The sequence below is a fragment of the Microbacterium sp. GCS4 genome, assembly GCF_001262495.1.
Classification (GTDB): Bacteria; Actinomycetota; Actinomycetes; order Actinomycetales; family Microbacteriaceae; genus Microbacterium.
Genome location: NZ_LGYE01000001.1, coordinates 454,898 through 478,326, shown reverse-complemented (window position 1 = coordinate 478,326; position 23,429 = coordinate 454,898). Strand labels below are relative to the sequence as shown.

The window sequence follows — 23,429 nt, the reverse complement described above, 5'->3', positions numbered from 1 at the left end:
ACCGCCCCCATCGGAGGATTACTTCTCAGACGCCTCGATCGCCTCCGAACGGGAGCTGACCGACGCAGCGCCCCGCTCGCGGCGGGTGCGTCGCGCCCGCCGGATAGCCCAGACGAGCAGCACCACGAGCGCGGCGATCGCGAGCCAGGGGAGGAGGAACCCCACGGAGACGACGAGCGCGTTGAGCGACACCACGAGACCGTTCCAGCCGGCGAGCAGTCCGTCGCCGAAGCCCGCCGGGTCCGCCGTGGTCGGCTCGGCGGTCTTCGTGAGCTGCACCTGCAGACTCGATATCGCGACCTGATCTTGCAGCGCCGTGAGCTGCTGCTGGTAGGACTCGAGCTGCGCCTGCCGATCGGTCAGCGCGACCTCGGCCTCGATCAGCTCCGACACGCTGCCCGACTGCGCCATCAGCTCGGTGAGTCGCTGGACGGAGGCCGTCGTCGCGTCCACGCGGGCCTGGAGGTCGATCGTGGTCGAGGTGACGTCCTGCTTCGAGATCGACGACGACAGCACCTCTCCGGATTCGCGCAGCTCCTCGATCACCGTCGGGAGGTCGGCGGACGGCACACGGATGCTGATCCAGCCGTAGCCCGAGTCCGGCGCGACCGCGCCCCGGCCGTCGTCGAGCGCCAGGCTCTTGCCGACCTCGGTGCTCTCCACGTAGCCGTCGTACTCCTCGGCCAGCGCCGAGATCTCATCGGCCGCGGCGGCGATGTCCTTCACCTGCAGGGTGACGTTCCCGGTCGCGATGATGTCGCGGTCGGTCGCGTCGACGTCCCCCTGGGCGGTCTGCAGGTCGGGATTCACCGTGGAGGACTCCGGCGCCGCCTCCGAGACGCCCATCGGGTCGCTGCGGTCCGCAACGCCTCCGCTCGAACCGTCGGAGCTCCAGCCCGCGATCCCCGAGCCGCCCTCGGCGGTGCTCATGGCACTGCCGCCGACACTGCTCAGGATCGGCGGCGTCACGAGGACCCCGACGACGAACGCGGCCGCGATCCCGGCACCGGTGAGCCAGCGCCGTCGGCGCACGCGCGACCTCTCGGGGAGGGATGCGGCCATCTGCCGTGGCCGCTCCGAGGCGATCTCCTCGAACACCGCCTTCTCGATGCGGTCGACGGCGGCGTCGGAGAGCTCCGGCAGCCCGTCGGTGGTCTTGTCGTTCATGCCTCGCTCGCTTCCTTGACGGCACCGCGCAGGCGGGTGCGCACTCGCGAGAGACGATTCCGAACCACGGCGTGGCTGATGCCCAGCTCCTCCGCAGCCGCCTGATACGCATAGCCCTCGGCAGCGCAGAGGCGGAATATCTCGCGGTCGATCTCGCTCAGCGTGCCGATCTCCGCCGCGATCCGCTCCGCGAGGTCCGCGGTGATCACCTGCTCCTCGACGCTGATCGCCGCGGGGAGCGTGTCATCGACGGCATCCGCGGTGTGCGCCTGATCCCGCCGGCGCTGACGCAGCCGGTTCGCCGCCTGGAAACGGCAGATCGTCGCCAACCACGGCAGGACCGACTCTCCCTGCAGCTCCAGACCCGGCAGCTTGCGCCACGCGGTCACGAAGGTCTCCTGCGTCACGTCCTCGGCGTCGGCGGGGGAGCCGATGATGCCGTGGGCGATCCAGTAGACCGGTCGGACATACAGGCGGTACAGCTCGCGGAAGGCGCTCTCGTCGCCGGCCGCGGCCTGGGCCACCCATCTCTGATCACTCGTCTGCACGGGCATCCTGATTCCGTTCGGTGTCTCTCACCAGGGAAGTGTCGAGGGATGCCCCATCGTCTCAGATCAGTGTGCGGCGGCTCCGGTGGATGCCGCGTGCGCCGCCTTGATCGTGCTCTGCGACATCTTGTCGATCCACGCGAGGGCGAGCGCCGACACGATGAACACCATGTGGATCACGACCTGCCACAGCACTCCGGTAGGCGTGTAGCTTCCCAGACCGGCCGCTTCCGATTTGCTGATGCCGTCCTCGTCCATGTTGCCGACCGCGATGAAAGTCTTGAGCAGGTGGATGGACGAGATGCCGATGATCGCCATTGCGAGCTTGACCTTGAGCACGTTGGCGTTGACGTGCGAGAGCCACTCCGGCTGGTCGGGATGCCCGTCGGTGTTGATGCGCGACACGAAGGTCTCGTACCCGCCGATGATCACCATGATGAGCAGGTTCGCGATCATCACGACGTCGATCAGGCCGAGGACGCTCAGCATGATGGTCGCCTCGTTGATGTGCGTGATGTCGTGGAACACGTCTTCGACGATCAGGTGCCACAGCTCGACCATGAACACGATGACGTACACGAGCTGGGCGATGATCAGGCCGATGTACAGCGGCGCCTGCAGCCATCGGCTGACGAAGATCAGGGAGCCGATCGAGCGGGCCCAGGGGTTGCGCTGAGGTGTCTCGAGCGGTGTGGCTCCGGAGGCGGGCTGATCCGTGTGCGAAGTCGTGGTCACGACGACCATTCCACCACGCCCGAGGGTCTAGCATGGACTTCTGCGAGAGGGAGTATCCCGGATACGCGCGTAACGTCATCACGAGCATCATCGAAGCTGCTCCGGGCGCGCGCCGCACCGATGTGTGCGGGGGAGAGACTTTCGGACTTCTCCGTACCCTCTCGAAAGGTCCCGCACGCCCGTGGACATCCCTCTCTGGTTCGAGATCACCTCGATGGTGGTTCTGAGCCTCATCCTCATCGGCGATCTGCTGCTCATCCGGCTGCGCCCGCACATCCCCTCGACCAAGGAGTCGACGCTGTGGGTCGTGTTCTACGTCGGGCTCGCGCTGCTGTTCGCGCTGATCCTGGGCAACGTCGCCGGGTGGCGAAACGCCGGTGACTTCATCACCGGCTGGGCGCTCGAGTACAGCCTCTCCGTCGACAACCTCTTCGTGTTCGTGCTGATCATGGCGCAGTTCGCGGTGCCGCGGCGTCTGCAGCAGCAGGTGCTCATGGTGGGGATCATCATCGCGCTCGTGCTGCGAGGGGCCTTCATCCTCGTCGGCGTCACGATCATCGAGCACTTCTCGCCGATCTTCTACATCTTCGGCGCGTTCCTGATCTACACGGCCATCAAGCAGGCGATGCCCGAGGGCGACCACGACGACGACGTGAAGCGCGAGAACTTCATCGTGCGCCTGCTCCGCCGCCGCATCGACATCAGCGAGACCTACGACGGCTCGAAGATCCGCACCACGGTCGACGGCAAGCGGATGTGGACCCCGATGGTCATCGTGTTCATCACGATCGGCGTGACCGACCTGATCTTCGCGATCGACTCTATCCCCGCGATCTTCGAGATCACGACGAACGGTTTCCTGGTGTTCGCGGCCAACATCTTCGCGCTCATGGGGCTGCGCCAGCTGTACTTCCTGCTCGGCGATCTGCTCGACCGCCTGCGGTACCTGCACTACGGCATCGCGGTGATCCTCGGCTTCATCGGCGTCAAGCTCATCCTTCATGCGCTGCACGAGAACGAGCTGCCGTTCATCAACGGCGGGGAGCACGTCGAATGGGTGCCCGACATCGATAACCTCGTGTCCCTGGGCGTGATCGTCGTGTCGATGACGGTCGCGACGATCGCGAGCCTGGTGGCGTCCTCGCGGGAGAAGCGCGCTGCGCGACTCACGACGCCGGTGGACTGAGTCTCAGCTCTCTTTCCCGAGCGATTCGGCCTCGAGCGTCAGATCGATCAGCTGACCGAGCAGGCCGCCGGTCGTGGTGGACTGCAGGAGCGTGTAGCGGTCGTATTCGCCGAGCGGGGCGATCGCGGCGAGCTGCCAGACCGCGGCGATCGGATCCTCCGACAGCTCGGTGTCGGGGTCCCAGGGGCTGTCGCTGCGTGCGAGCACCCGGCGCACGATCGCCTCGGCCTCCGTCCGCAGCGGTGCGAGCGCGTCGTTCCACACGAGCGCGGGGACGGGCGAGGTCTCGGCTCTCGGGTGGGGTTCGTCGTCAGCCCAGTGATCGACCGAGAATCGCGCGGTGCCGACCGCGACGATGTGGAGCACCTCGGCGTCCGCGGAGACGCTGACCAGACGCGCCATGGTGCCGATCGTGCTGCGCTGGTCGCCGCCGCCGACCTCGTGGCCGCGCTGGATGAGCACGACGCCGAACTGCGGGTCCTCCTCGTCGAGGAGTCGGCCGACCATGGTGAGGTATCGCGGCTCGAACACGCGCAACGGCAGGGGCGTGTACGGGAACAGCACCGAACCGAGGGGGAACATCGGCAACGCGGTCATGACCCCAGTCAACACCGACGGACGTACAGTGAACAGATGCGAAGACCACATCCAGAGGTTCCGGCTGCAGGTCAGGAGTCCGTCTGGGACTACCCGCGACCGCCACGCGTCGAGCCGGTCGCGGCTCGCGTCACCATCCGGCTCGGCGGGGAGCTGATCGCAGACACGCGTGGCGCTGTGCGGGTGCTCGAGACGAGCCATCCGCCCGTGTACTACCTTCCGATCGCCGATCTCGTGCCCGGCGCCCTCGTGGACGCCTCGGGCTCGTCCTTCTGTGAGTTCAAGGGCGCGGCGCGCTACTTCGACGTGCACGGCGGAGGAATCGTGGCGGCGGGCGCCGGGTGGAACTACCCGGAGCCGTCGAGGGGCTTCGAGGTGCTCGCCGACCGCGTCGCGGTGTACGCCGGACCCATGGACGCGTGCACGGTCGACGGGGAAGTCGTCGTGGCTCAGCCCGGCGGCTTCTACGGCGGGTGGGTCACCTCGTCCGTCGTCGGACCGTTCAAGGGCGTGCCCGGGTCGATAGGCTGGTAGCCCCGGCGACGAAGGGATCGCCCGCCCTCAGAATGCGCGCAGGTTGGCCTGCAGCCCGCCGTCGACGTACTCGCGTCGCAGGATCCCGCGCCGCCGCAGCACCGGGACGAGCTCGTCGAGCGTGCGGTGCAGCGTCACGGGGTGGAAGTCGCCCCATAGCAGCACGCCGTCGTTGCCCCAGTCTCCGAGCTCCTCGATCAGGTCGGCGAACTCCTCGGCGGTGCCGACGAAACCGGTGCGGTCGCTGATGCGCCCGCTGCGGGCCAGCGCGGCGAGGTGCGCGCGGAGCGGCGCATCCTCACCCCGGTCGCCGACGAGCCGCTGGATGCTGCCTTGCGAGACGTGCGGGCCGAAGATCCCGAGGTCGAGCGGTCGGTCGAGGTCGAGCGCGGTGAGGTCGGTCTCGAGGTCGCTCGACTGCTTGCGGGCGATCTGCACGAGCGCCGCGTCGTCGGGTTCGGCCGAGGCCGCGACGATGCGGTCCGCCTCCTCGGCGGACGCGGTGATGACCGGCTGGATCGCGAAGAGGATCTTGATGTCTTCGGGCGTGCGGTCCGCGGCGCGAGCAGCGTCGTGGATCTTCGTCCGGTAGGCACGCACCGACGATTCCGTGAGCGGCGCGAGGGCCAGCTGCACGTCGGAGTTCGCACCCGCGAAGCCGAGTCCGCGCCCCGAGCCGCCGGGGGAGACGATCGCCGGCTCGCCGTCGGTGAACGGGATGGCGTTGAGCGGACCGTCGAAGGCGAAGTGCTCGCCGCGGTGCTGCACGGCGCGGAGCCTCGAGCCGTCGGCGTAGACGTCGGTGGTGCGGTCGCGCACGAGCGCACCCTGGTCCCAGCTGCGCCAGAGCGCGCGGATGCCGTCCAGCCATTCCTCGGCGCGGTCGTACGCCTCGTCGTGGCCGAGCTGCGCTGCCGCGGAGAAGTGCCGGGCGCTGCCGGTGTCGGTCACGACGTTGAGCCCGAGGCGGTGGCCGCTGAGGTGCTGCAGGGTCGAGAACTGGCGGGCCGCGGTGTACGGCAGGTAGGCGGCGGGGTTCACGGTCGGGACCACGCCGAGATGCCTGGTCGCCTGAAAGAGGTAGGGCGCGAGCAGGAGCGGGTCGTGCTTCGGCCCGCCGAACGCGTGCCGCACGCGCAGGTCGATCGTGTCGGGCGAGCCGAGCGACGGCGCATCCTCGATGATGACGAGATCGAAGCCGGCCTGCTCGAGCGTGCGTGCGGCCTCCTGGTAGATCTCCGGACGGGTCCAGTCGTAGTCCCAGTCGAGCGACGGATACCCCCAGCCCTGCGGGCCGAAGCCGCGGGCGAGGAACCACCCGAAATGCTGCGGGCGGCTCATGCGACCGCCTCGCGGGCCGGCTCGAGCACCCGGGTGAGGTCGGCGATCAGATCGGCGACGTCCTCGATGCCGATCGACAGGCGCAGGGTCCCAGGACGGACGCCGAGGATCTCGCGTTCCTCCTCGGTGCGGGAGGCGTGGCTGGTGGTCCCGGGATGCAGGACGAGCGACCGCACGTCTCCGATGTGCGTCATGTGCGTGAACACACGGACGTCCTGGACGAACGCGCGTGCGGCGTCGAGTCCGCCCTTGAGCGTGAAGGTGAAGATCGATCCGAAGCCCCCGCCGAGGTACTTCGTCGCCAGCGCGTGATCCGGGTGGCTCTCGAGGCCGACGTAGTCGACGCTCTCCACCGCATCCTGCGCTGCGAGCCAGCGCGCGACCTCGAGAGCGTTGCGGGATTGACGCTCGACGCGCAGGCCGAGGGTCTCCACGCCCTGGCCGATCAGGAACGCGTTCAGAGGCGAGGGCGAGGCGCCGAACCGCGGGGCGACGGATTCGCGCGCATACGCGATGCGCGCGTTGCCCCCGTGCCGTGCCGCGACGCTCGCGAGGCCTGCGCGCCCCGGGAGCACCAGGTGCGGAGCGTTGTGGCCGGCGGCTGCCGCATCGAAGCGGCCGTCGTCGACGATCACGCCGCCGAGCACCGATCCGTGACCGGCGAGGAACTTCGACGCGGAGTGCACCACGATCGCGGCACCGTGCTCCAGAGGGCGCACGAGGAACGGCGTGCCGAGGGTGTTGTCGACGATCAGCGGGATCGCCGTCTCATCGCCCACGGCGCTCACTGCCGCGATGTCGAGCACGTCGTTGCGGGCGTTCGCGATCGACTCGGCGAACAGCGCCCGTGTGTTCGGGCGGATCGCCGCGCGCCAGGCGTCGGGGTCGCGGATGTCGTCGATGAACGTCGTCTCGATCCCCAGGCGGGCGAAGTTGTCGAGCAGCAGGCCGCGCGTGCCCTCGTAGATGTGCGTGGACGAGACGATGTGGTCGCCCGCGCCCGCGACGGTCAGCAGGGCCGTCGACACCGCGGCCTGACCGCTCGCCACGAGCACGGCGTCGGCTCCCGACTCGAGTGCCGCGAGCTGACGCTCCACGGCGCGCACCGTCGGGTTGCCGGTGCGTGTGTAGCCGAAGCCGGCTCCCGTGCCGAAGTGGTCGGCGGCATGGTCGAAGTCGTCGAACTCGAAGCCCGCGGTGAGGTAGATCGGGGTGGCCCGCGACGACGCGGCATCCTGGTTCCGGGCGGCGTGGACGGCCTTGGTGGCGAAGCCGGGGGAGTCGACGGTCATGCAGAGCCCTCTCGATGGTGCGGGTGACAGTACTGTGTCACGGCGCGTCGCAGTCCGCGGAAGCGGTGGTAACCTGACGTCATGCGGATCGTGCTCCTTCTTAGCGGCCGCGACGAGACCTCGTTCTGAGCCCCTCCTCGTCGCGGAGTCCACTGTGGGCCGAACCGCCAGCTTCAGGAGAATCGCAATGAACACCCCCGCAGCAGACTCTGAGTCCGCACGTCGCCGGACCCTGGCCGAGAAGGTCTGGGACGATCACCTCGTCGTGAAGGGCGAGAACGGCGAGCCCGACCTCATCTACATCGACCTGCACCTCGTGCACGAGGTCACGAGCCCTCAGGCCTTCGACGGCCTGCGGGCCGAGGGGCGCCCGTTGCGCCGACTCGACCTCACGATCGCCACCGAAGACCACAACACCCCGACGTGGGAGATCGACAAGCCGATCGCCGACCTCACGAGTCGCACCCAGATCGAGACGCTGCGGCGCAACGCCGCCGAGTTCGGCGTCCGACTCCACTCCCTGGGCGACGCCGAGCAGGGCATCGTGCACGTCGTCGGTCCTCAGCTCGGACTCACCATGCCCGGCATCACGGTCGTGTGCGGCGACTCGCACACCTCGACGCACGGCGCCTTCGGAGCCATGGCGTTCGGCATCGGCACGAGCGAGGTCGAGCACGTCATGGCGACGCAGACCCTGCCCCTGAAGCCCTTCAAGACCATGGCGATCACGGTCGAGGGCACGCTGCGCCCCGGCGTCACCGCCAAGGACATCATCCTCGCCGTGATCGCGAAGATCGGCACCGGCGGCGGCCAGGGCTACGTGCTCGAGTACCGCGGCAGCGCGATCCGCGCGCTCTCCATGGAGGGCCGCATGACGATCTGCAACATGTCGATCGAGGCGGGCGCCCGCGCGGGGATGGTCGCCCCGGATGAGACGACCTTCGCCTACCTGGAAGGACGCCCACACGCGCCGAAGGGCCAGGACTGGGACGACGCCGTCGCCTACTGGCGCACGCTCCCGACCGACGAGGGCGCGGCGTTCGACGCCGAGGTGTTCATCGACGCCGACGAGCTCGAGCCGTTCGTCACCTGGGGCACCAATCCCGGCCAGGGCAGCTCGCTGTCGGCATCCGTGCCCGATCCCACCACGATCCTGGACCCGAATGAGCGCGCCGCGGCGGAGCGGGCGCTCGAGTACATGGACCTGACCCCCGGTACCCCTCTCAAGGAGGTGCCGGTCGACGCCGTCTTCATGGGATCGTGCACGAACAGTCGCATCGAGGACCTGCGCGCGTTCGCGTCGATCATCGAGGGGCGGAAGAAGGCCGAGGGCGTGCGCGTCATGGTCGTGCCGGGATCGGCCCGTGTGCGCCTGGAGGCCGAGGCCGAGGGGCTCGACAAGATCATCACCGACTTCGGCGCCGAGTGGCGCTTCGCCGGCTGCTCGATGTGCCTCGGCATGAACCCTGACCAGCTCGCTCCGGGCGAGCGGTGCGCGTCGACCTCGAACCGCAACTTCGAGGGACGCCAGGGCAAGGGCGGGAGGACGCACCTCGTGTCGCCGCTCGTCGCAGCGGCGACCGCCATCCGCGGCACGCTGTCGAGTCCGAGCGACCTGTACGAGATGGCGGAGGTCTGACCATGGAGAAGTTCAGCACCCACACCGGGATCGCCGCTCCGCTGAAGCGCTCCAACGTCGACACGGACCAGATCATCCCGGCCGTCTTCCTCAAGCGGGTCACCAAGACCGGCTTCGAGGACGCGCTGTTCCACGGCTGGCGGCAGGACCCCGACTTCGTGCTCAACCAGGAGGCGTTCCAGGGCGCATCCGTGCTGGTCGCCGGGCCTGACTTCGGCACAGGGTCGAGCCGTGAGCACGCCGTCTGGGCGTTGCGCGACTTCGGGTTCAGCGTCGTGCTGAGCCCCCGCTTCGCTGACATCTTCCGGGGGAACTCGGGCAAGCAGGGTCTGCTCGCCGCGACGATCTCCGAGGAGGATCTCGAGCGGATCTGGGCCGAGATCGACCGAAATCCCGGGGCGTCGATCACCGTGAACCTCGAGGAGCGGGTCGCCACCATCGGCGAGATCCAGGCCGACCTCGGTGTCGACGATTACACTAGATGGCGGCTCCTCGAAGGGCTCGATGACATCGGGCTCACGCTGCGCAACGAAGACAAGATCGCGCAGTTCGAAGCCCGCCGCGAATCGTGGCGGCCCCGGACCCTCCCCGTTCAGTGAACGGCGGGACGGGGGAGCAGAGGGCGACCCCGTCCCGAATTCCGTTGAACGAAGTGAGGCTCCGAATGACGACACCTGTGCGCGATGCTCTGGCGGATGGAGTCCCAGCGTTGACCGGAGACGTCCTCGCGATCCGCGGAGGCCGCCCCTTGCGCGGCCGCGTCGACGTCAAGGGTGCGAAGAACCTCGCGACCAAGGCCATGGTCGCGACGCTGCTCGGCGAGACCGCCAGCACCCTGCGCGACGTCCCCGATCTCAGCGACGTCGCCGTGGTGCGCTCGCTCCTCGAGGTGCACGGCGTCCAGGTGTCGGCGGGCGACGAGCCCGGGTCGCTCGTGTTCGACCCCAGCGGCGTCGAGTCCGCTCACATGGAGGAGATCGACGCCCACGCGGGAGCCTCGCGCATCCCGATCCTGTTCTGCGGCCCGCTGCTGCACCGGCTCGGTCAGGCCTTCATCCCCGACCTGGGCGGCTGCCGCATCGGCGACCGCCCCATCGACTTCCACCTCGACGCGCTCCGCAAGTTCGGGGCGATCGTCGAGAAGCTTCCGAGCGGCATCCGCCTCTCCACGGGAGGGGCGCGTCTGCACGGCGCGAACATCCACCTCCCGTACCCCAGCGTCGGCGCCACCGAGCAGGTGCTGCTGACGGCCGTCCGCGCCGAGGGCACGACCGAGCTCCGCAACGCGGCGATCGAGCCCGAGATCATGGATCTCATCGCGGTACTGCAGAAGATGGGCGCCATCATCTCCTACGAGCCCAACCGGGTGATCCTCATCGAGGGCGTGGAGACCCTGCGCGGATACGACCACCGGTCGATCTTCGACCGCAACGAGGCCGCATCCTGGGCCTCGGCCGCACTCGCGACCGACGGCGAGATCTTCGTGGGCGGCGCGAAGCAGCAGGAGATGCTCACGTTCCTCAACGTGTTCCGCAAGGCGGGTGGATGGTTCGACATCCAGGAGGACGGCATCCTGTTCCGTCGAGGCGGCGAGCTGAAGCCCGTTGTCGTCGAGACCGACGTGCACCCCGGCTTCATGACCGATTGGCAGCAGCCGCTCGTGGTCGCGCTCACGCAGGCGCACGGGCGCTCCGTCGTGCACGAGACCGTGTACGAGAACCGCATGGGCTTCACCGACGCCCTCGTCAAGATGGGCGCCGACATCGTCGTGCACCCTCGCGGACTCCAGGCGGGCCCGCGACGTGTGCCTCGCCGCGACCTCGAGCAGGCGGCCGTGATCACGGGACCGACCCCGCTGCACGGTGCCGACATCGTGGTGCCCGATCTGCGCGGCGGCTACAGCCACGTCATCGCGGCGCTGACGGCAGAGGGCGAATCGCAGGTCTCGGGCGTCGACATCCTGAGCCGCGGGTACGAGAAGTTCCTCGCCAAGCTCGACGCCCTGGGCGCCGACTTCGACGTCGTCCGGTGACGTCGATGGGTTCCCGGTCCCCGGAGACGACTCGCCCGAGCCTCTTCTGGCCGGTCGCCGCGATCGTGCTGCCGCTCGTGGGGCTGCTCGCACGCATCCGCATCACCGGTGCGGAGAAGCTTCCTCGCGAGGGTTCGTTCGTGCTCGCCCCGAACCACTACTCGGAGTTCGATCCGCTGATCGTGGCCGTCGCCGTGTGGCGGGTCGGCCGCGCTCCGCGGTTCATGGCGAAAGAGAGCCTGTTCCGTGTCCCGGTGGTCGGGTGGATCCTGCGCAAGACCGGCATGATCCCGGTGGCGCGCACATCTTCTGCGGCCGCGGCCAAGCAGACCATGAAGCAGTCGCAGGAACTCGTCGAGCACGACCGCGGGGTCATCGTGTACCCGGAGGGCACGCTGACACGTGATCCGGACATGTGGCCGATGCGCGGCAAGTCCGGCGCCGTCCGCCTCGCCCTGGCCGGCGGCATCCCGGTGATCCCGATGGCCCACTGGGGCACGCAGGCGATCATGGGCCGCTATCAGAAGGGCCTGAGCCTCTGGCCGCTCCGCAAGCCCGTGCACGTCGTGATCGGCGATCCCGTAGACCTGTCCGATCTGCAGCATCGGGCCGGCGAACCGGCGGCGCTGAACGAGGCCACCACACGCGTTATGAACGCGATCACCGAGCTCCTCGAAGGACTCCGCGACGAGAAGGCACCGGCTGAGCGATGGAACCCCGCCGCACACGGGCAGAAGGAGACGGGTCGCCTTGACTCCTAAGCGCACGGTACCTGCCGGCCCCCGCGTCGCCGTGATCGGTGCGGGCAGCTGGGGGACCACCTTCGGGAAGATCCTCGCCGATGGCGGCGCCCAGGTCACGATGTGGGCTCGGCGCGCCGAGCTCGCCCACGAGATCGACGAGGCGAAGCGCAACTCCCGCTACCTTCCCGGCATCAACCTGCCCCGCACCATGGCCGCGACGCACGAGCTGGCGATCGCACTGCGCGACGTCGATCAGGTGTACCTCTCTGTGCCGAGCCAGTCGCTGCGCGAGAACCTCAAGGCGCTGCGCCCGCTGCTCGCAGACGGCGACGCGAAGATCGTCAGCCTCATGAAGGGGGTCGAACGCAGTTCGGGTCTCCGGATGAGCCAGGTCATCGAGCAGGAGCTGCGGTGCGACCCCGACCGCATCGCGGTCGCCTCCGGTCCGAACCTCGCACTCGAGATCGCACGCGAGCAGCCCACCGCCGCCGTGATCTCGTCGCGCAGCCAGGAGACCGCCGAGGAGGTGGCCCGCGCCGCGCGCAACGGGTACTTCCGGACCTTCGTGAACACCGATGTGATCGGCACCGAGTTCGGCGGTGTCCTGAAGAACCTCATCGCCGTCGCGATCGGCATCGTCGACGGCGTGGGCTACGGAGAGAACACCAAGGCCTCGATCATCACCCGCGGTCTTGTGGAGATGACGGACTTCGCGGTCGCGAACGGCGCTCACCCCGAGACCCTGCAGGGGCTCGCGGGGCTCGGCGACCTGATCGCGACCTGCCAGTCGCCGCTCAGCCGCAACAACACGGCAGGGCGCCTGCTCGGCCAGGGATACAGCTTCCAGGACGTCGTGAAGCAGATGCAGCAGACCGCCGAGGGACTCGCGTCCGTCGCGCCGGTGCTGCAGCTCGCCCGCGAGTCCGAGGTGGACATGCCCATCGTCGAACAGGTGAAGATGGTGCTGGACGGGAAGATGGACCCGCGTGACATCGCACCCCACCTGACGACGGACGACGACACCCCGCAGGGTGAGAGGACCAACCATGGACAAGCAGACGGTGGTGGTGCTCTTCGGAGGGCGCTCCAGCGAGCATTCGATCAGTTCCGCAACGGCGGGCGGGGTTCTGGGCGCGATTGATCGCGATCGCTACGCGGTGATCCCCGTCGGGATCACGCGCGAGGGGGCCTTCGTCCTCGAGGACGACGATCCCGCGAAGTTCCCGCTCGACGCCGCGCACTTGCCGGAGGTCGTGGACAACGGCACCCGTGTGCTGTGGCCGGAGCCGGGCGGTGACCGCACTCTGCGCGTCGTGCGACCCGATGGGACTCTCGACGGACTGGGCGAGATCGACATCGTGCTGCCGATCCTGCACGGCCCGCACGGCGAGGACGGCACGATCCAGGGCTACTTCGACACGCTCGAGGTCCCGTACGCGGGCGGAGGGGTGCTCGACTCCGCGCTGTGCATGGACAAGCACTTCATGAAGATCGCTCTGCAGGCCGCGGGTATCCCGGTGGCGCCGTGGGTGACCGTGCGAGCTCGCCAGTGGGACCGGGATGCCGCGGCCGTGCGCTCGGCGGCCGCCGCTCTCGGCCTTCCGCTCTTCGTCAAGCCCGCCCGCGCGGGATCCAGCGTGGGCGTGTCGAAGGTCGAGTCCCCGGACGAGCTGGACGCGGCCCTCGCGATCGCGTTCGCGGAGGACGACAAGGTGCTCATCGAGACCGGCGTCTCCGGCCGGGAGATCGAGGTCGCGGTGCTGGAAGGCGCCGACGGGGTGCGCGCATCGCTCCCGGGCGAGATCGTGCTCACCTCGCGCGGGTTCTACGACTTCGAGGGCAAGTACCTCGGCGGCGACGGCGTCGACGTGGTGTGCCCTGCCGAGCTGGAGGAGGCGCAGATCGCCGCGATCCAGGATGCCGGCATCCGTGCCTTCGAGGCCGTCGACGGTCGGGGACTCGCCCGAGTGGATATGTTCCTCACGGCCTCGGGGGAGCTGGTCGTGAACGAGCTCAACACGATGCCCGGCTTCACGCCGATCTCGATGTTCCCGAAGTGCTGGGTGGCCTCGGGCCTCAGCTACGGCGACCTGATCTCGGAGCTCATCGAGGCGGGTCTGCGCCGCTGAGAGGCGGGTCTGCGCCGCTGAGCGACGGGCGCGGCCGGGCGGCCGTCAGCCCTCCGTCGAGCCGGTGCCGTCATCCGTCGGCACTCGGTCGGTGCAGCGAGCGGTCGCCGGCTCCAGACCGGACTGGATGCTCGTCGACAGACTCTCCACGACGGTGCGGAAGTCGAGTTCCTCTCCGCGGCGGATGATGATCTCGACCGCCGGATCGCGACCGTAGGTGACGAGGCGCTGGCGTTCGTCCTCCTGATCGAGCACGAGCCAATCGACACCGCCGATGGTCGTGCACACCTCGGTCGAGGGGGCGGGGACGTCGACCCCGCAGCGGAGCACGACGGTGGGTTCGCCCCAGGCGCCGGTCGCCTGCGCGTCGGTCCACACGCGGTCGAGGTCGCCGACGGCATCCGGAAGCAGCACGGAGACCTCCGCGCACGACGGATTGTTCGCGTCGGCTGCCGGCTCCAGGTGGATCGTGGTCGAGCATCCGGCGAGGCCGGCGGCGGCGATCAGCATCCCCGCGACGAGGAGCAGACGACGGGAGGAGGGCATGCATCCAGGCTACCTTTGACTCCATGCCCTCCCGACCCGACTCCGACGACCCGCGCCTCGGAGAGCTCTCCGAGGGAGAGATCCTCCGCGCCATCCTCACGAGGACGGTGCCCGCCGCGCACGCGCTGATCGGGCCGGGCGACGATGCCGCGGTCGTGGCCGCGCCCTCCGGCTCTGTCGTCGCGACCACCGACACGCTGGTGCACGGCCCCGACTTCCGCCTCGCCTGGTCGAGCGGCTATGACCTCGGGTGGAAGGCCGCCGCGGTCAACCTCGCGGACGTCGCCGCGATGGGCGCGCGACCGACGGCACTCCTCGTCGCCCTCGCCGTGCCGCGAGAACTGCGGCTGTCCTTCGTCGAGCAGCTCGCCGACGGGTTCCGCGAGGCCTGTGCGGCGCTCGCACCCGGTTGCGCCGTCGTGGGCGGCGACCTCACGGTGTCCGACGTCCTCACGGTCGCGGTCACGGCGCTCGGCGATCTCGAGGGCCGTGCTGCGGTCACCCGTTCCGGTGCACGACCGGGTGACGTCGTGGCGATCGCGGGTGAGCTGGGCCACGCCGCGCGCGGACTCGCGGTGCTGTTCGGCCGCTTCCGCGACGGCGACGCCCCGGTGCCGGTCGAACCCGCCGTGCTCGGCGACGGGGAGCGCGCCGCGATCGCGGCGCAGCTGCGCCCGTCTCCGCCGATCGGTCTCGGTCCGGTGGCGGCCCTCGCCGGGGCCACCGCGATGATGGACGTGTCCGACGGCCTCGCACTCGACGCGCGTCGTCTCGCGGCCGCCTCCGGTGTCACGATCGCGCTGGAGGGCGCCGCGCTCGGCGACGATCCGGAGAGGGCTCTCGCCGGAGGGGAGGATCATGCGCTGCTCGCCGCCTTCCCGACCGAGGCGCTTCCCCCGGGATACCGGCGGATCGGCGAGGTGCGGACGCGCGGCGACGAAGACCTGCTGGTCGATGACCGCCCCGTCGACGTGAGCGGATGGGACCCTTACCGCGATTGGGACTCCGCCTCCGGCTGAACACCCGTCTGTTTCTGCCGTATGACACAAATCGCCCGTCTGTTTCTGCCGAACGGCAGAAACAGACGGTCGGGTGGGCTAGGACGCGGGCGACGGATGCCGGGGGACGGCCCACCAGATGCGTGTGTCCCCATAAGTCTTGTCGCGCAGGAGCTCGAGGCCCGCGGCATCGAGGTCGGGAGGCGTCGAGCGTCGCGCGCGCTCGATCACGACCACCGCATCCGCGCTGAGCAGCGGTGCGAGGGCGATCAGATCCGCGGTCATCGCGTCGTCGTCGAGATCGTAGGGCGGATCCGTGAACACGAGGTCGAAGGTGCCGGTCGCACGTTGCAGGTACGCCCGGACGGTGCTCTGGTGCACCCGCGCCGCCGGCAGCCCGCCCGCCTTCGCGACCACCGCGGCGTTGCGCCTCAGCACGGCGGCGGCCGCGCGACCGTGCTCGACGAGATCCGCTTCCGCGGCGCCGCGGCTCTGGGACTCGAGCCCCAATGCTCCGGATCCCGCGTACAGGTCGAGCACTCGGGCGCCGACGATCGCGTCGGACGACTCCAGAGCGCCGAACAGCGACTCTCGCACCCGGTCGCTCGTGGGCCTCGTCCCCGCTCCCGGGACCTCGAGCCGTGCTCCTCGTGCCGTCCCGGCGATGATCCTCGTCACCCGTTCACGATACGACAGGCGCGGTGCGCGCCGTGTCCGTGCCGCCTCCTAGACTCGGAGGATGCCGCTCACGCTCGACACGTCCCTGGCGGAGGCGCTCGGCGCCACCCCGGCGAAGACGCTCGACCGTGCCTTCGGCATGGCGACGGTGGGGGACCTCCTGTCGCACTACCCGCGTCGCTATGCGGATCCGGGGGAGCTCACTCCGATCCGCGAGCTCCCGATCGGCGAGACCGTCACGATCGTGGCCGAGGTGCTGTCGTCGAGCGCCCGCGCGATGCGCAACCGTCGCGGTGCGATGGCCGACGTGGTGATCGGCGACGGCATCGGCAAGATGTCGCTGACCTTCTTCGCCAAGAATCTCGGCGCCGCCAAGTGGCGCTCGGAGGAGCTCGCTGTCGGGCGACGCGGAGTGTTCTCGGGCAAGGTCGGCGAGTTCAACGGCGTGACGCAGTTCGCGCACCCGGAGTACGAGCTGTTCGACGACGAGGATGCCGCACGGCGCCGCGCGGACGCCCGAGCCGCCGTGCTGATCCCCATCTACCCGGCGACGTCGAGCCTGCAGACCTGGCAGATCGCGAAATTCGTCGGTCGTGTGCTCGACGATCTCTCCGACGTGCCGGAGCCGCTGTCTGCCGAGGTCAGGGCCAGGGAGGAGCTCCTGACGGCGCGGGAGGCGCTCGAGCAGATCCACCGGCCGAAGACCCGCAACGACATCGATCCCGCGGTGCGGACGCTGCGCATGCACGAGGCGCTCACTCTGCAGACCGCCCTGCTGCAGCAGCGAGACGCCGTGCGATCGCTTTCGGCCACGGCGCGTCCCGCGGCCCCCGGCGGCCTGCTGGAGCGCTTCGACGCCGCGATGCCGTACACCCTGACGCCCGACCAGCAGACGGTCGGCGAAGCGGTCGCCGCCGATCTCGTGGGTTCCTGGCCCATGAACCGCCTGGTGCAGGGAGAGGTCGGCTCGGGAAAGACGCTCGTGGCGCTGCGCGCGATGCTGCAGGTCGCCGAATCCGGTGGGCAGGCGGCGCTCATCGCGCCGACGGAGGTGCTCGCGGCGCAGCATCTCCGGTCGATTACCAAGATGCTCGGTCCGCAGCTCGCGCCCCTCGTGATGCCGACGCTGTTGACGGGTCAGCTCCCGGCCGCCGAGAGGCGAAAGGCTGCCCTGCGGGTCGCCTCGGGGCAGTCGCTCATCGTCGTGGGCACGCACGCACTGCTGGGGGAGAAGACGACCTTCGCCGATCTCGGTCTGGTGGTGGTCGACGAGCAGCACCGCTTCGGCGTCGAGCAGCGTGAGGCACTTCGCGCGAAGGGGTCGAGTCCGCATGCGCTCGTGCTCACGGCGACTCCGATCCCGAGGACGGTCGCGATGACCGTGTTCGGCGACCTCGACACCTCGGTGATCCGCACGATGCCGAAGGGGCGGGCGGGCATCGAGTCGTTCGTGGCCCCGCTCGCGGAGCATCCGGGCTGGTTCAACCGGGTCTGGGAGCGTGCGGCCGAGGAGATCGCACAGGGGTGTCAGGTGTTCGCGGTATGCGCTGCGATCGACACCACCAAGAAGACCGCAGAAGCGGGGGAGACGCTGCTGCAGCCGGAAGGCGCCGCGGGCCCCCGCTGGGGTGTGGTGCAGCTCGACGAGGCACTCGCGACCCATCCCACCCTCGGCGGCCTGCGCCGGGCCGTCCTGCACGGGCGCATGCCCTCGGACGAGAAGGATGCCGTGATGCAGGCGTTCGCGCGGGGCGACATCGATCTGCTCCTCGCGACGACCGTGATCGAGGTCGGCGTCGACGTGCCGAACGCCTCGACGATGATCGTGCTCGACGCGGATCGCTTCGGGGTGTCGCAGCTCCACCAGCTGCGTGGCCGCGTGGGTCGAGGCGGAGTGCCGGGGCTCTGTCTGCTCGTGACGGAGGCCGAATCGGGATCGGTGGCACGCGAGCGGGTGGATGCTGTGGCCGCGACGCTCGACGGCTTCCAGCTCGCCGAGGTCGATCTCGAGCTGCGCGGTGAGGGCGACGTGCTGGGCGCGGCGCAGGCGGGCGTGCGGTCGTCGCTCAAACTGCTCCGGGTCGTCAAGGACTCGAAGCTCATCGTCCGTGCGCGGGAGCTCGCCGAGGGCATCCTCGCCGACGATCCCGAGCTCGCAGCGAATCCGGGTCTGCGCTCGGCCATCGCCCGTCGTGTGAGCGACGAGGACCGTGCTGCCCTGGCCAAGAACTGAGCGTGAACCGCGCACACGGTGCATGCCGGACCGTGCTCTAGGCTGGGAGCATGAGCAGCCGGATCGCCGTCGTCCCGGGTTCCTTCGATCCGCCGACCCTGGGCCATCTCGATGTGATCCGTCGTGCGGCGAAGCTGTACGACGAACTCCACGTCCTCGTGGTGCACAACCCCGGCAAGGAGGCGATGCTGCCGATCGCGCAGCGCATGTCGCTGCTCGAGCAGTCGATCGCCGAGGACGGCATGGACGGCAACGTCGTCGTGGGTTCGTGGAGCATGGGTCTGCTCGTCGACTACGCGCGCGATGTGGGTGCCGGCGTTCTCGTCAAGGGCATCCGCTCGCAGATCGACGTCGCCTACGAGTCGCCCATGGCGATCGTGAACCGACACCTCGCCGACATCGAGACCGTCTTCCTGCTTCCCGACCCGGCGCACGCGCTGGTGTCGAGTTCGCTGGTGCGACAGGTCGCCGGCCTGGGTGGCGACATCGCCCCCTTCGTGCCGCCGGCGGTGGCCGCGTTCCTCGACACCGGCGCCCGCGGCATCTGACAGCCCGTCACGCGGAGCGGTCAGGCGACGGCCAGCCTCGACTGTGCAGGAGCCGGTAGCATTGCCGGGTGCGTTCCCGACTCAACGGCCCCTTCGTCCTCCCCGTCCGCGACATCGTGCGCAACCCGGGGGAGATGCGCGAGCATGCCTTCACGGTGACCGTCGCCGAGGCGTGGGGCGAGGGCATCGTCTCGTTCGCCCAGGGATCCGAGCTCGATGTCGACGTGCGTCTCGAGTCGGTGCACGAGGGCATCCTCGCCTCCGGGACCGTCGATGCCGAGTACTCCGGAGTGTGCGGCAGATGCCTCACGGACATCGCCCGGCCTGTCGAAGTCGAGTTCCAGGAGCTTTTCGCGTATCCTTGTGAGGAAGAAACTGACTTCGAGGTTCAAGACGACCACGTGGATCTTGAAACTCTGGTCAGGGATGCGGCCGTATTGTCGCTTCCCTTCCAGCCGGTGTGTCAGCCGGATTGCCTCGGGCTCGACCCGGTCACAGGCGAGAGACTGACCGAGAGCACCGGGTCGGAGCAGGCCGCTCCCATCGATCCGCGATGGAGTGCGCTCCAGAAGATCACAGACCAGGACGGTACGGCACAGAGCCGGGCCGCCGAGAAAGAAGAGAGCTAGTCATGGCTGGTAACCCCCCGAAGCGCAAGGTCTCCCGTTCCAACACCCGCTCGCGCCGCGCGCAGTGGAAGGCCGAGGCTCCCGCGCTCGTCAAGACCGTCGAGAACGGCAAGGTCGTCTACAGCCGCCCGCACCAGGCCAAGGTCGTCACCGACTCGCAGGGCACCGAGCTGTTCCTCGAGTACAAGGGCCGCAAGGTCGCCGACGTCTGAGTCGCGACCCCAACGCTGTGACAGTGGTCCCCGAAGGGACGCGCACACTTCCTGAGAAGCTCCGTGTCGAGATCGACGCGGAGCTTCTGGAGTTGGCGCTGACCCATCGTTCCTACGCCTACGAGCACGGCGGCATCCCGCACAACGAGCGGCTCGAGTTCCTCGGGGACTCGGTGCTCGGGCAGGCCGTCACGGTGATGCTGTTCACGACGCACCCCGAGCTCGACGAGGGATCGCTGGCCAAGCGCCGAGCGAGCGTCGTGTCGACCGTGGCCCTCGCCGAGGTGGCGCGGGGGATCGGTCTGGGCTCGCATCTCCTGCTCGGGCGTGGCGAGGAGCAGACCGGCGGTCGTGACAAGGACTCGATCCTGGCCGACACTATGGAAGCCGTCATCGGCGCGACCTTCCTGTCGGCGGGACCGGATGCTGCCACCGATCTCGTGCTGCGTCTCACGAAGCCGCTGCTTGCCGACCCCGAGCGCTACGGCGCGGCGATGGATCCGAAGACGAGCCTGCAGGAGTTGGCCGCGCGCCTCGGGGCGACGCCTCCGCGGTACTCGATCGAGGCGAGTGGTCCGGATCACGATCGCCGCTTCACCGCGACCGTGGTCGTGGGCGAGCTGACCATGACGGGTCTCGGCAGCAGCAAGAAGACTGCCGAGATGGCCGCCGCGCTCAGTGCGTGGCGGGTGCTCGACGAGCGTGCCTGAGCTTCCCGAGGTCGAGGTGGTGCGTGCGGGCCTCGCCCCCGCCACGATCGGCGCACGGATCACGGCCGTCAGCGTGTTCGACGAACGCGCCCTGACCCGCCACAGCGCCGGGGCGGCCGACTTCGTGTCGCGACTCGAGGGGCATCGCTTCACGGCCGCGGACCGTCGGGGCAAGTTCCTGTGGCTGCCGCTCGAGGGCGACGAGTCCGCCCTGATCGCCCATTTGGGCATGAGCGGGCAGATGCTGCTGCGTGCCCCTGATGCGACGCCCGAGCGACACGAGCGCGTGCGGCTCCACGTCGAGCACCCGACGCACGGCGACCTCGCCATCGTCTTCGCGGACCAGCGGACCTTCGGCTCGCTCGCCGTCGACGCACTGCAGGACGACGGCCCCACGCGCATTCCCTCGCAGGTCGTGCACATCGCGCGCGATCCGATCGATCCGCTCTTCGACGACGCCGGGTTCCTCATGGCACTCCGACGTCGGAACAGCGCTATCAAGCGCGTCTTGCTCGACCAGCAGCTCATCAGCGGCGTCGGCAACATCTATGCCGACGAATCGCTGTGGGCCGCACGGATCCACCCCGAGACCGCTGCGTCGTCGCTGTCGACGCAGGCCGCACGCCGGTTGCTCGCCGAGGTCCGCCTCGTGCTCGACAAGGCACTGGCCGAGGGCGGCACGAGCTTCGATGCACAGTACGTGAACGTCAACGGCCAGGCCGGCTACTTCGCGCACTCCCTCAACGCCTACGGGCGCGGTGGCCAGCCGTGTCCCCGGTGCGGTGGTCCGATCCGTCGTGAGGCGTTCATGAACCGCTCGAGCCACTACTGCCCGCGGTGCCAGCGGCGTCGCTGAGCACCCGCTTCACGCCGCCTGGAACGACCGCGCGAGCAGCGGACGTGTGACCCGGGTCGTCGCCCAGACGACGCCGATCCCCACGGCGACGACCGTCGCGATCGTCAGCAGCGACACGGGTGCGGTGATCACGGCCATGCCGAGGAGCGGGAACACCAGCACTGCGGCACAGAGCGCCGACCCGAGCGCCGTGACAAGCAGCGGCGACATGATCGCGCGTCGGCGGGCGGAGTCGACGGTCTCGAGCGGAACGCCGAGGTGGTGGAGGCTCCGGTGCAGTTCGCGCTCGTCGAGGATCGACGCGGCCTGGTTCACTCCGACGGATGCTGCGACCATCAGGAACGATCCGACGAGGGTGATGATGAGACCGGTGCGGATGTCCGTGACGAGTGCAGCATCCTGCGCTGACGCCCCCTCGCCGTCCATGAGCGACATCAGCGAGACGCCGGTGCCGGCGAACACGGCCATGAAGCTCGCCATGGCGATGCCGCTCACCTGACGCCATGCGGCCTTCGGGGAGTCGAGCACGGTACGGGCCGCGAGCAGGCGCTCGGGGCGCTCGGCGCGGCGAAGCTGACGGGATGCCGACACCTTGAGAACCCACGGACCGAGGACGTTGAGGACCGCGAGGGCCGCGGCGAACAGCCCGGCGATGACGACGATCGTGGTCGTGAGGCCCGCGGTCGAGGGGAAGACCTTGATCAGCAGGAACGCGAGAGCCAGCACCGAGACGGCCACCACCGCGCGCAGCCAGTGCACCGAGGACACGGCCGACCGCATCCGCACGCCGAGGGGAGAGATGACGACGCGGCGCAGACCCAGTGCGGCGCTGCCGACGGCGACGAGCAGGATGCCGCCGACCACGGCGATGACCGCGAGAGGGGAGAGGAGCACGGATGCGGCTCCGAGCGCCTCACCGCGGAACGGGATCAGTCCGATGGCCGGGCTCAGGGCCAGGTAGACGACCACACCGGCGAGAGCGCCTGCAGCGGCGACCAGCAGCGATTCGACGACAGTGGCGACGCCGACGCCCATCGGGGTGACGCCCAGGAGCCGCAGAGTCGACAGGCGTTCGTCGCGACGTCGGGCGGAGAGCCGCGCGGCCGCACCGCCGAGGCCGGCGAGCGGGACCACGAGGAGCACGAGGGCGATCGCGGCGAGGGCCTGATAGAGGCCGGCCATGTCGTCGGTCCACGACCAGAACGCCTGCGCGCCGCCCACCACGGTGAGCACGAGCGCGGTCACGAGCGCGAACGCCACGATCGGCAATGCGAGCACAGCGTTCTGACCGGGTGCAGGCCGCAGCAGTAGGGCGAGGACGCGGGCGTTCATGCCGACACCTCCGAGGAGACGATCTGACCGTCACGGACCGAGACGATTCGCGAGCAGCGCGCCGCGACCTCGGGATCGTGCGTCACGACGAGCAGCGTGCGTCCCTGTCCCGTGGTGGACCAGAGCAGCGCATCCATGACCTCGTGCGAGGTACGCGAGTCGAGCGCGCCCGTGGGCTCGTCGGCGAAGACGAGTTCCGCGCCCGTCGCCTGAGCGCGCGCGATCGCGACACGCTGCGCCTGGCCGCCCGAGAGCTCGCCGATCCGGCGGTCCTCCATTCCTGCCAGCCCGAGGGCGGCGAGCCAGGCGGCGGCGTGCTGCACGGCGTCCGAGCGCTTCACGCCGTTGATCATCGACGCGAGAGCGACGTTCTCGACAGCCGTGAGTTCGGGGATCAGCAGTCCCTGCTGGAAAACGAAGCCGAAACGCTCACGCCGCAGTCGAGAGCGCTCTGTCTCGCCGAGTCCCGACACCTCGACCGGATGCCCGGTCGAGGGCTGGAACGTCACGGAACCGGCATCCGGCGCGACGATGCCGGCGAGGACGTGCAGCAGGGTCGTCTTGCCCGAGCCCGATGCACCCATGATCGCGACGGACTCGCCGCGGTGGACAGTGAGGTCCACCCCGGCGAGTGCGCGCGTGGTGCCATAGGACTTGCTGAGGGCTCGTGCTTCGAGGACGGAGGAATTCATGCTCCCAAGCCTCGCGGCCCGAGGGCTGCCATCGCGTCGGTCGGACGGATGA

At 69.4% G+C, this 23,429-nt stretch carries 25 protein-coding genes; 15 read left to right on the top strand and 10 right to left on the bottom strand.

The features are described 5' to 3' along the window. Positions 1-18: 18 nt before the first annotated feature. Genes AKH00_RS02455 through AKH00_RS02445 form a run of 3 tightly spaced genes read right to left on the bottom strand, consistent with a single transcriptional unit; the run spans position 19 to position 2,450 of the window. Positions 19-1,167 carry a DUF4349 domain-containing protein gene (locus AKH00_RS02455; protein ID WP_050721115.1) on the bottom strand — a complete coding sequence of 383 codons (1,149 nt, stop codon included), beginning with the start codon at positions 1,165-1,167 and terminating at the stop codon, positions 19-21. After that, positions 1,164-1,721 carry an RNA polymerase sigma factor gene (locus AKH00_RS02450; RefSeq protein ID WP_050721114.1) on the bottom strand — a complete coding sequence of 186 codons (558 nt, stop codon included), beginning with the start codon at positions 1,719-1,721 and terminating at the stop codon, positions 1,164-1,166. Before AKH00_RS02450 ends, AKH00_RS02455 begins: the two co-directional genes overlap by 4 nt. Before the next feature lie 60 nt (positions 1,722-1,781). After that, a complete protein-coding gene (locus AKH00_RS02445) occupies positions 1,782-2,450 on the bottom strand; it encodes a TIGR00645 family protein (protein WP_235556662.1) in 669 nt (222 codons plus the stop codon). A gap of 181 nt (positions 2,451-2,631) precedes the next feature. On the opposite strand from AKH00_RS02445, the gene AKH00_RS02440 reads away from it, so the two are divergent. After that, positions 2,632-3,636, top strand: coding sequence for a TerC/Alx family metal homeostasis membrane protein (locus AKH00_RS02440; protein WP_050721112.1), 1,005 nt, complete (start codon positions 2,632-2,634; stop codon positions 3,634-3,636). 3 nt (positions 3,637-3,639) lie between these two features. Here AKH00_RS02440 and AKH00_RS02435 read toward each other — a convergent pair whose 3' ends face one another. Beyond that, complete coding sequence (locus AKH00_RS02435) at positions 3,640-4,233, bottom strand: LON peptidase substrate-binding domain-containing protein (RefSeq protein ID WP_050721111.1); 594 nt, start codon at positions 4,231-4,233, stop codon at positions 3,640-3,642. A 36-nt stretch (positions 4,234-4,269) separates the two neighbouring features. Here AKH00_RS02435 and AKH00_RS02430 point away from each other — a divergent pair, with 36 nt between their 5' ends. After that, the gene (locus AKH00_RS02430) at positions 4,270-4,767 is read left to right on the top strand and encodes a DUF427 domain-containing protein (protein WP_050721110.1); all 498 of its coding nucleotides are present in this window, start codon (positions 4,270-4,272) and stop codon (positions 4,765-4,767) included. Positions 4,768-4,794: 27 nt separating this feature from the next. On the opposite strand, the gene AKH00_RS02425 is transcribed toward AKH00_RS02430, so the two are convergent. Further along, on the bottom strand, positions 4,795-6,108 hold the full coding sequence (locus AKH00_RS02425; RefSeq protein WP_050721109.1) for an LLM class flavin-dependent oxidoreductase: 1,314 nt from the start codon (positions 6,106-6,108) through the stop codon (positions 4,795-4,797). Next, the gene (locus tag AKH00_RS02420) at positions 6,105-7,400 is read right to left on the bottom strand and encodes an O-acetylhomoserine aminocarboxypropyltransferase/cysteine synthase family protein (protein ID WP_050721108.1); all 1,296 of its coding nucleotides are present in this window, start codon (positions 7,398-7,400) and stop codon (positions 6,105-6,107) included. The genes AKH00_RS02425 and AKH00_RS02420 overlap by 4 nt, the downstream gene beginning before the upstream one ends. Before the next feature lie 187 nt (positions 7,401-7,587). Here AKH00_RS02420 and leuC point away from each other — a divergent pair, with 187 nt between their 5' ends. The 6 genes from leuC to AKH00_RS02390 all read left to right on the top strand — a co-directional run bounded on the left by leuC (position 7,588) and on the right by AKH00_RS02390 (position 13,943). After that, entirely contained in the window at positions 7,588-9,039 is a 1,452-nt protein-coding gene (gene leuC / locus AKH00_RS02415; RefSeq protein ID WP_050721107.1) for a 3-isopropylmalate dehydratase large subunit, read from the top strand. 2 nt (positions 9,040-9,041) lie between these two features. Continuing rightward, positions 9,042-9,638, top strand: coding sequence for a 3-isopropylmalate dehydratase small subunit (gene leuD / locus AKH00_RS02410; RefSeq protein WP_050721106.1), 597 nt, complete (start codon positions 9,042-9,044; stop codon positions 9,636-9,638). A gap of 65 nt (positions 9,639-9,703) precedes the next feature. Beyond that, the gene (murA, locus tag AKH00_RS02405; RefSeq protein ID WP_050721105.1) at positions 9,704-11,071 is read left to right on the top strand and encodes a UDP-N-acetylglucosamine 1-carboxyvinyltransferase; all 1,368 of its coding nucleotides are present in this window, start codon (positions 9,704-9,706) and stop codon (positions 11,069-11,071) included. A gap of 5 nt (positions 11,072-11,076) precedes the next feature. Further along, positions 11,077-11,832, top strand: coding sequence for a lysophospholipid acyltransferase family protein (locus tag AKH00_RS02400; protein WP_050722001.1), 756 nt, complete (start codon positions 11,077-11,079; stop codon positions 11,830-11,832). Further along, positions 11,822-12,955, top strand: a complete 1,134-nt coding sequence (locus tag AKH00_RS02395; RefSeq protein WP_050721104.1) for an NAD(P)H-dependent glycerol-3-phosphate dehydrogenase — start codon at positions 11,822-11,824, stop codon at positions 12,953-12,955. Before AKH00_RS02400 ends, AKH00_RS02395 begins: the two co-directional genes overlap by 11 nt. Next, positions 12,861-13,943: a D-alanine--D-alanine ligase family protein gene (locus tag AKH00_RS02390; RefSeq protein ID WP_050721103.1), complete on the top strand. Its 1,083-nt coding sequence runs from the start codon at positions 12,861-12,863 to the stop codon at positions 13,941-13,943. Before AKH00_RS02395 ends, AKH00_RS02390 begins: the two co-directional genes overlap by 95 nt. A 45-nt stretch (positions 13,944-13,988) precedes the next feature. Here the strand turns inward: AKH00_RS02390 and AKH00_RS02385 are convergent, their stop codons facing one another. Next, positions 13,989-14,489, bottom strand: coding sequence for a DUF3515 family protein (locus tag AKH00_RS02385; RefSeq protein ID WP_050721102.1), 501 nt, complete (start codon positions 14,487-14,489; stop codon positions 13,989-13,991). A gap of 23 nt (positions 14,490-14,512) precedes the next feature. Here AKH00_RS02385 and thiL point away from each other — a divergent pair, with 23 nt between their 5' ends. Further along, positions 14,513-15,508 (top strand): thiamine-phosphate kinase, encoded by a 996-nt coding sequence (thiL, locus tag AKH00_RS02380; RefSeq protein WP_050721101.1) that lies wholly within the window; start codon positions 14,513-14,515, stop codon positions 15,506-15,508. 78 nt (positions 15,509-15,586) lie between these two features. Here thiL and rsmD read toward each other — a convergent pair whose 3' ends face one another. Beyond that, a complete protein-coding gene (rsmD, locus tag AKH00_RS02375; RefSeq protein ID WP_050721100.1) occupies positions 15,587-16,165 on the bottom strand; it encodes a 16S rRNA (guanine(966)-N(2))-methyltransferase RsmD in 579 nt (192 codons plus the stop codon). Between the two features lie 61 nt (positions 16,166-16,226). On the opposite strand from rsmD, the gene AKH00_RS02370 reads away from it, so the two are divergent. The 6 genes from AKH00_RS02370 (at position 16,227) to mutM (ending at position 21,353) form a co-directional block, all read left to right on the top strand. Next, entirely contained in the window at positions 16,227-18,398 is a 2,172-nt protein-coding gene (locus AKH00_RS02370) for an ATP-dependent DNA helicase RecG (protein ID WP_050721099.1), read from the top strand. A gap of 50 nt (positions 18,399-18,448) precedes the next feature. Beyond that, positions 18,449-18,946, top strand: a complete 498-nt coding sequence (gene coaD, locus AKH00_RS02365) for a pantetheine-phosphate adenylyltransferase (RefSeq protein ID WP_050721098.1) — start codon at positions 18,449-18,451, stop codon at positions 18,944-18,946. A gap of 134 nt (positions 18,947-19,080) precedes the next feature. Next, complete coding sequence (locus AKH00_RS02360) at positions 19,081-19,575, top strand: YceD family protein (RefSeq protein ID WP_050722000.1); 495 nt, start codon at positions 19,081-19,083, stop codon at positions 19,573-19,575. A 2-nt stretch (positions 19,576-19,577) separates the two neighbouring features. After that, positions 19,578-19,787, top strand: a complete 210-nt coding sequence (gene rpmF, locus AKH00_RS02355; RefSeq protein ID WP_050721097.1) for a 50S ribosomal protein L32 — start codon at positions 19,578-19,580, stop codon at positions 19,785-19,787. A 23-nt stretch (positions 19,788-19,810) separates the two neighbouring features. Beyond that, positions 19,811-20,497 carry a ribonuclease III gene (rnc, locus tag AKH00_RS02350; protein WP_235556661.1) on the top strand — a complete coding sequence of 229 codons (687 nt, stop codon included), beginning with the start codon at positions 19,811-19,813 and terminating at the stop codon, positions 20,495-20,497. Then, complete coding sequence (mutM, locus tag AKH00_RS02345; RefSeq protein WP_050721095.1) at positions 20,490-21,353, top strand: bifunctional DNA-formamidopyrimidine glycosylase/DNA-(apurinic or apyrimidinic site) lyase; 864 nt, start codon at positions 20,490-20,492, stop codon at positions 21,351-21,353. Before rnc ends, mutM begins: the two co-directional genes overlap by 8 nt. Positions 21,354-21,362: 9 nt before the next feature. Here mutM and AKH00_RS02340 read toward each other — a convergent pair whose 3' ends face one another. After that, positions 21,363-22,685: an FtsX-like permease family protein gene (locus tag AKH00_RS02340; protein ID WP_050721094.1), complete on the bottom strand. Its 1,323-nt coding sequence runs from the start codon at positions 22,683-22,685 to the stop codon at positions 21,363-21,365. After that, complete coding sequence (locus AKH00_RS02335) at positions 22,682-23,377, bottom strand: ABC transporter ATP-binding protein (RefSeq protein WP_050721093.1); 696 nt, start codon at positions 23,375-23,377, stop codon at positions 22,682-22,684. Before AKH00_RS02335 ends, AKH00_RS02340 begins: the two co-directional genes overlap by 4 nt. Positions 23,378-23,429 lie beyond the last annotated feature (52 nt).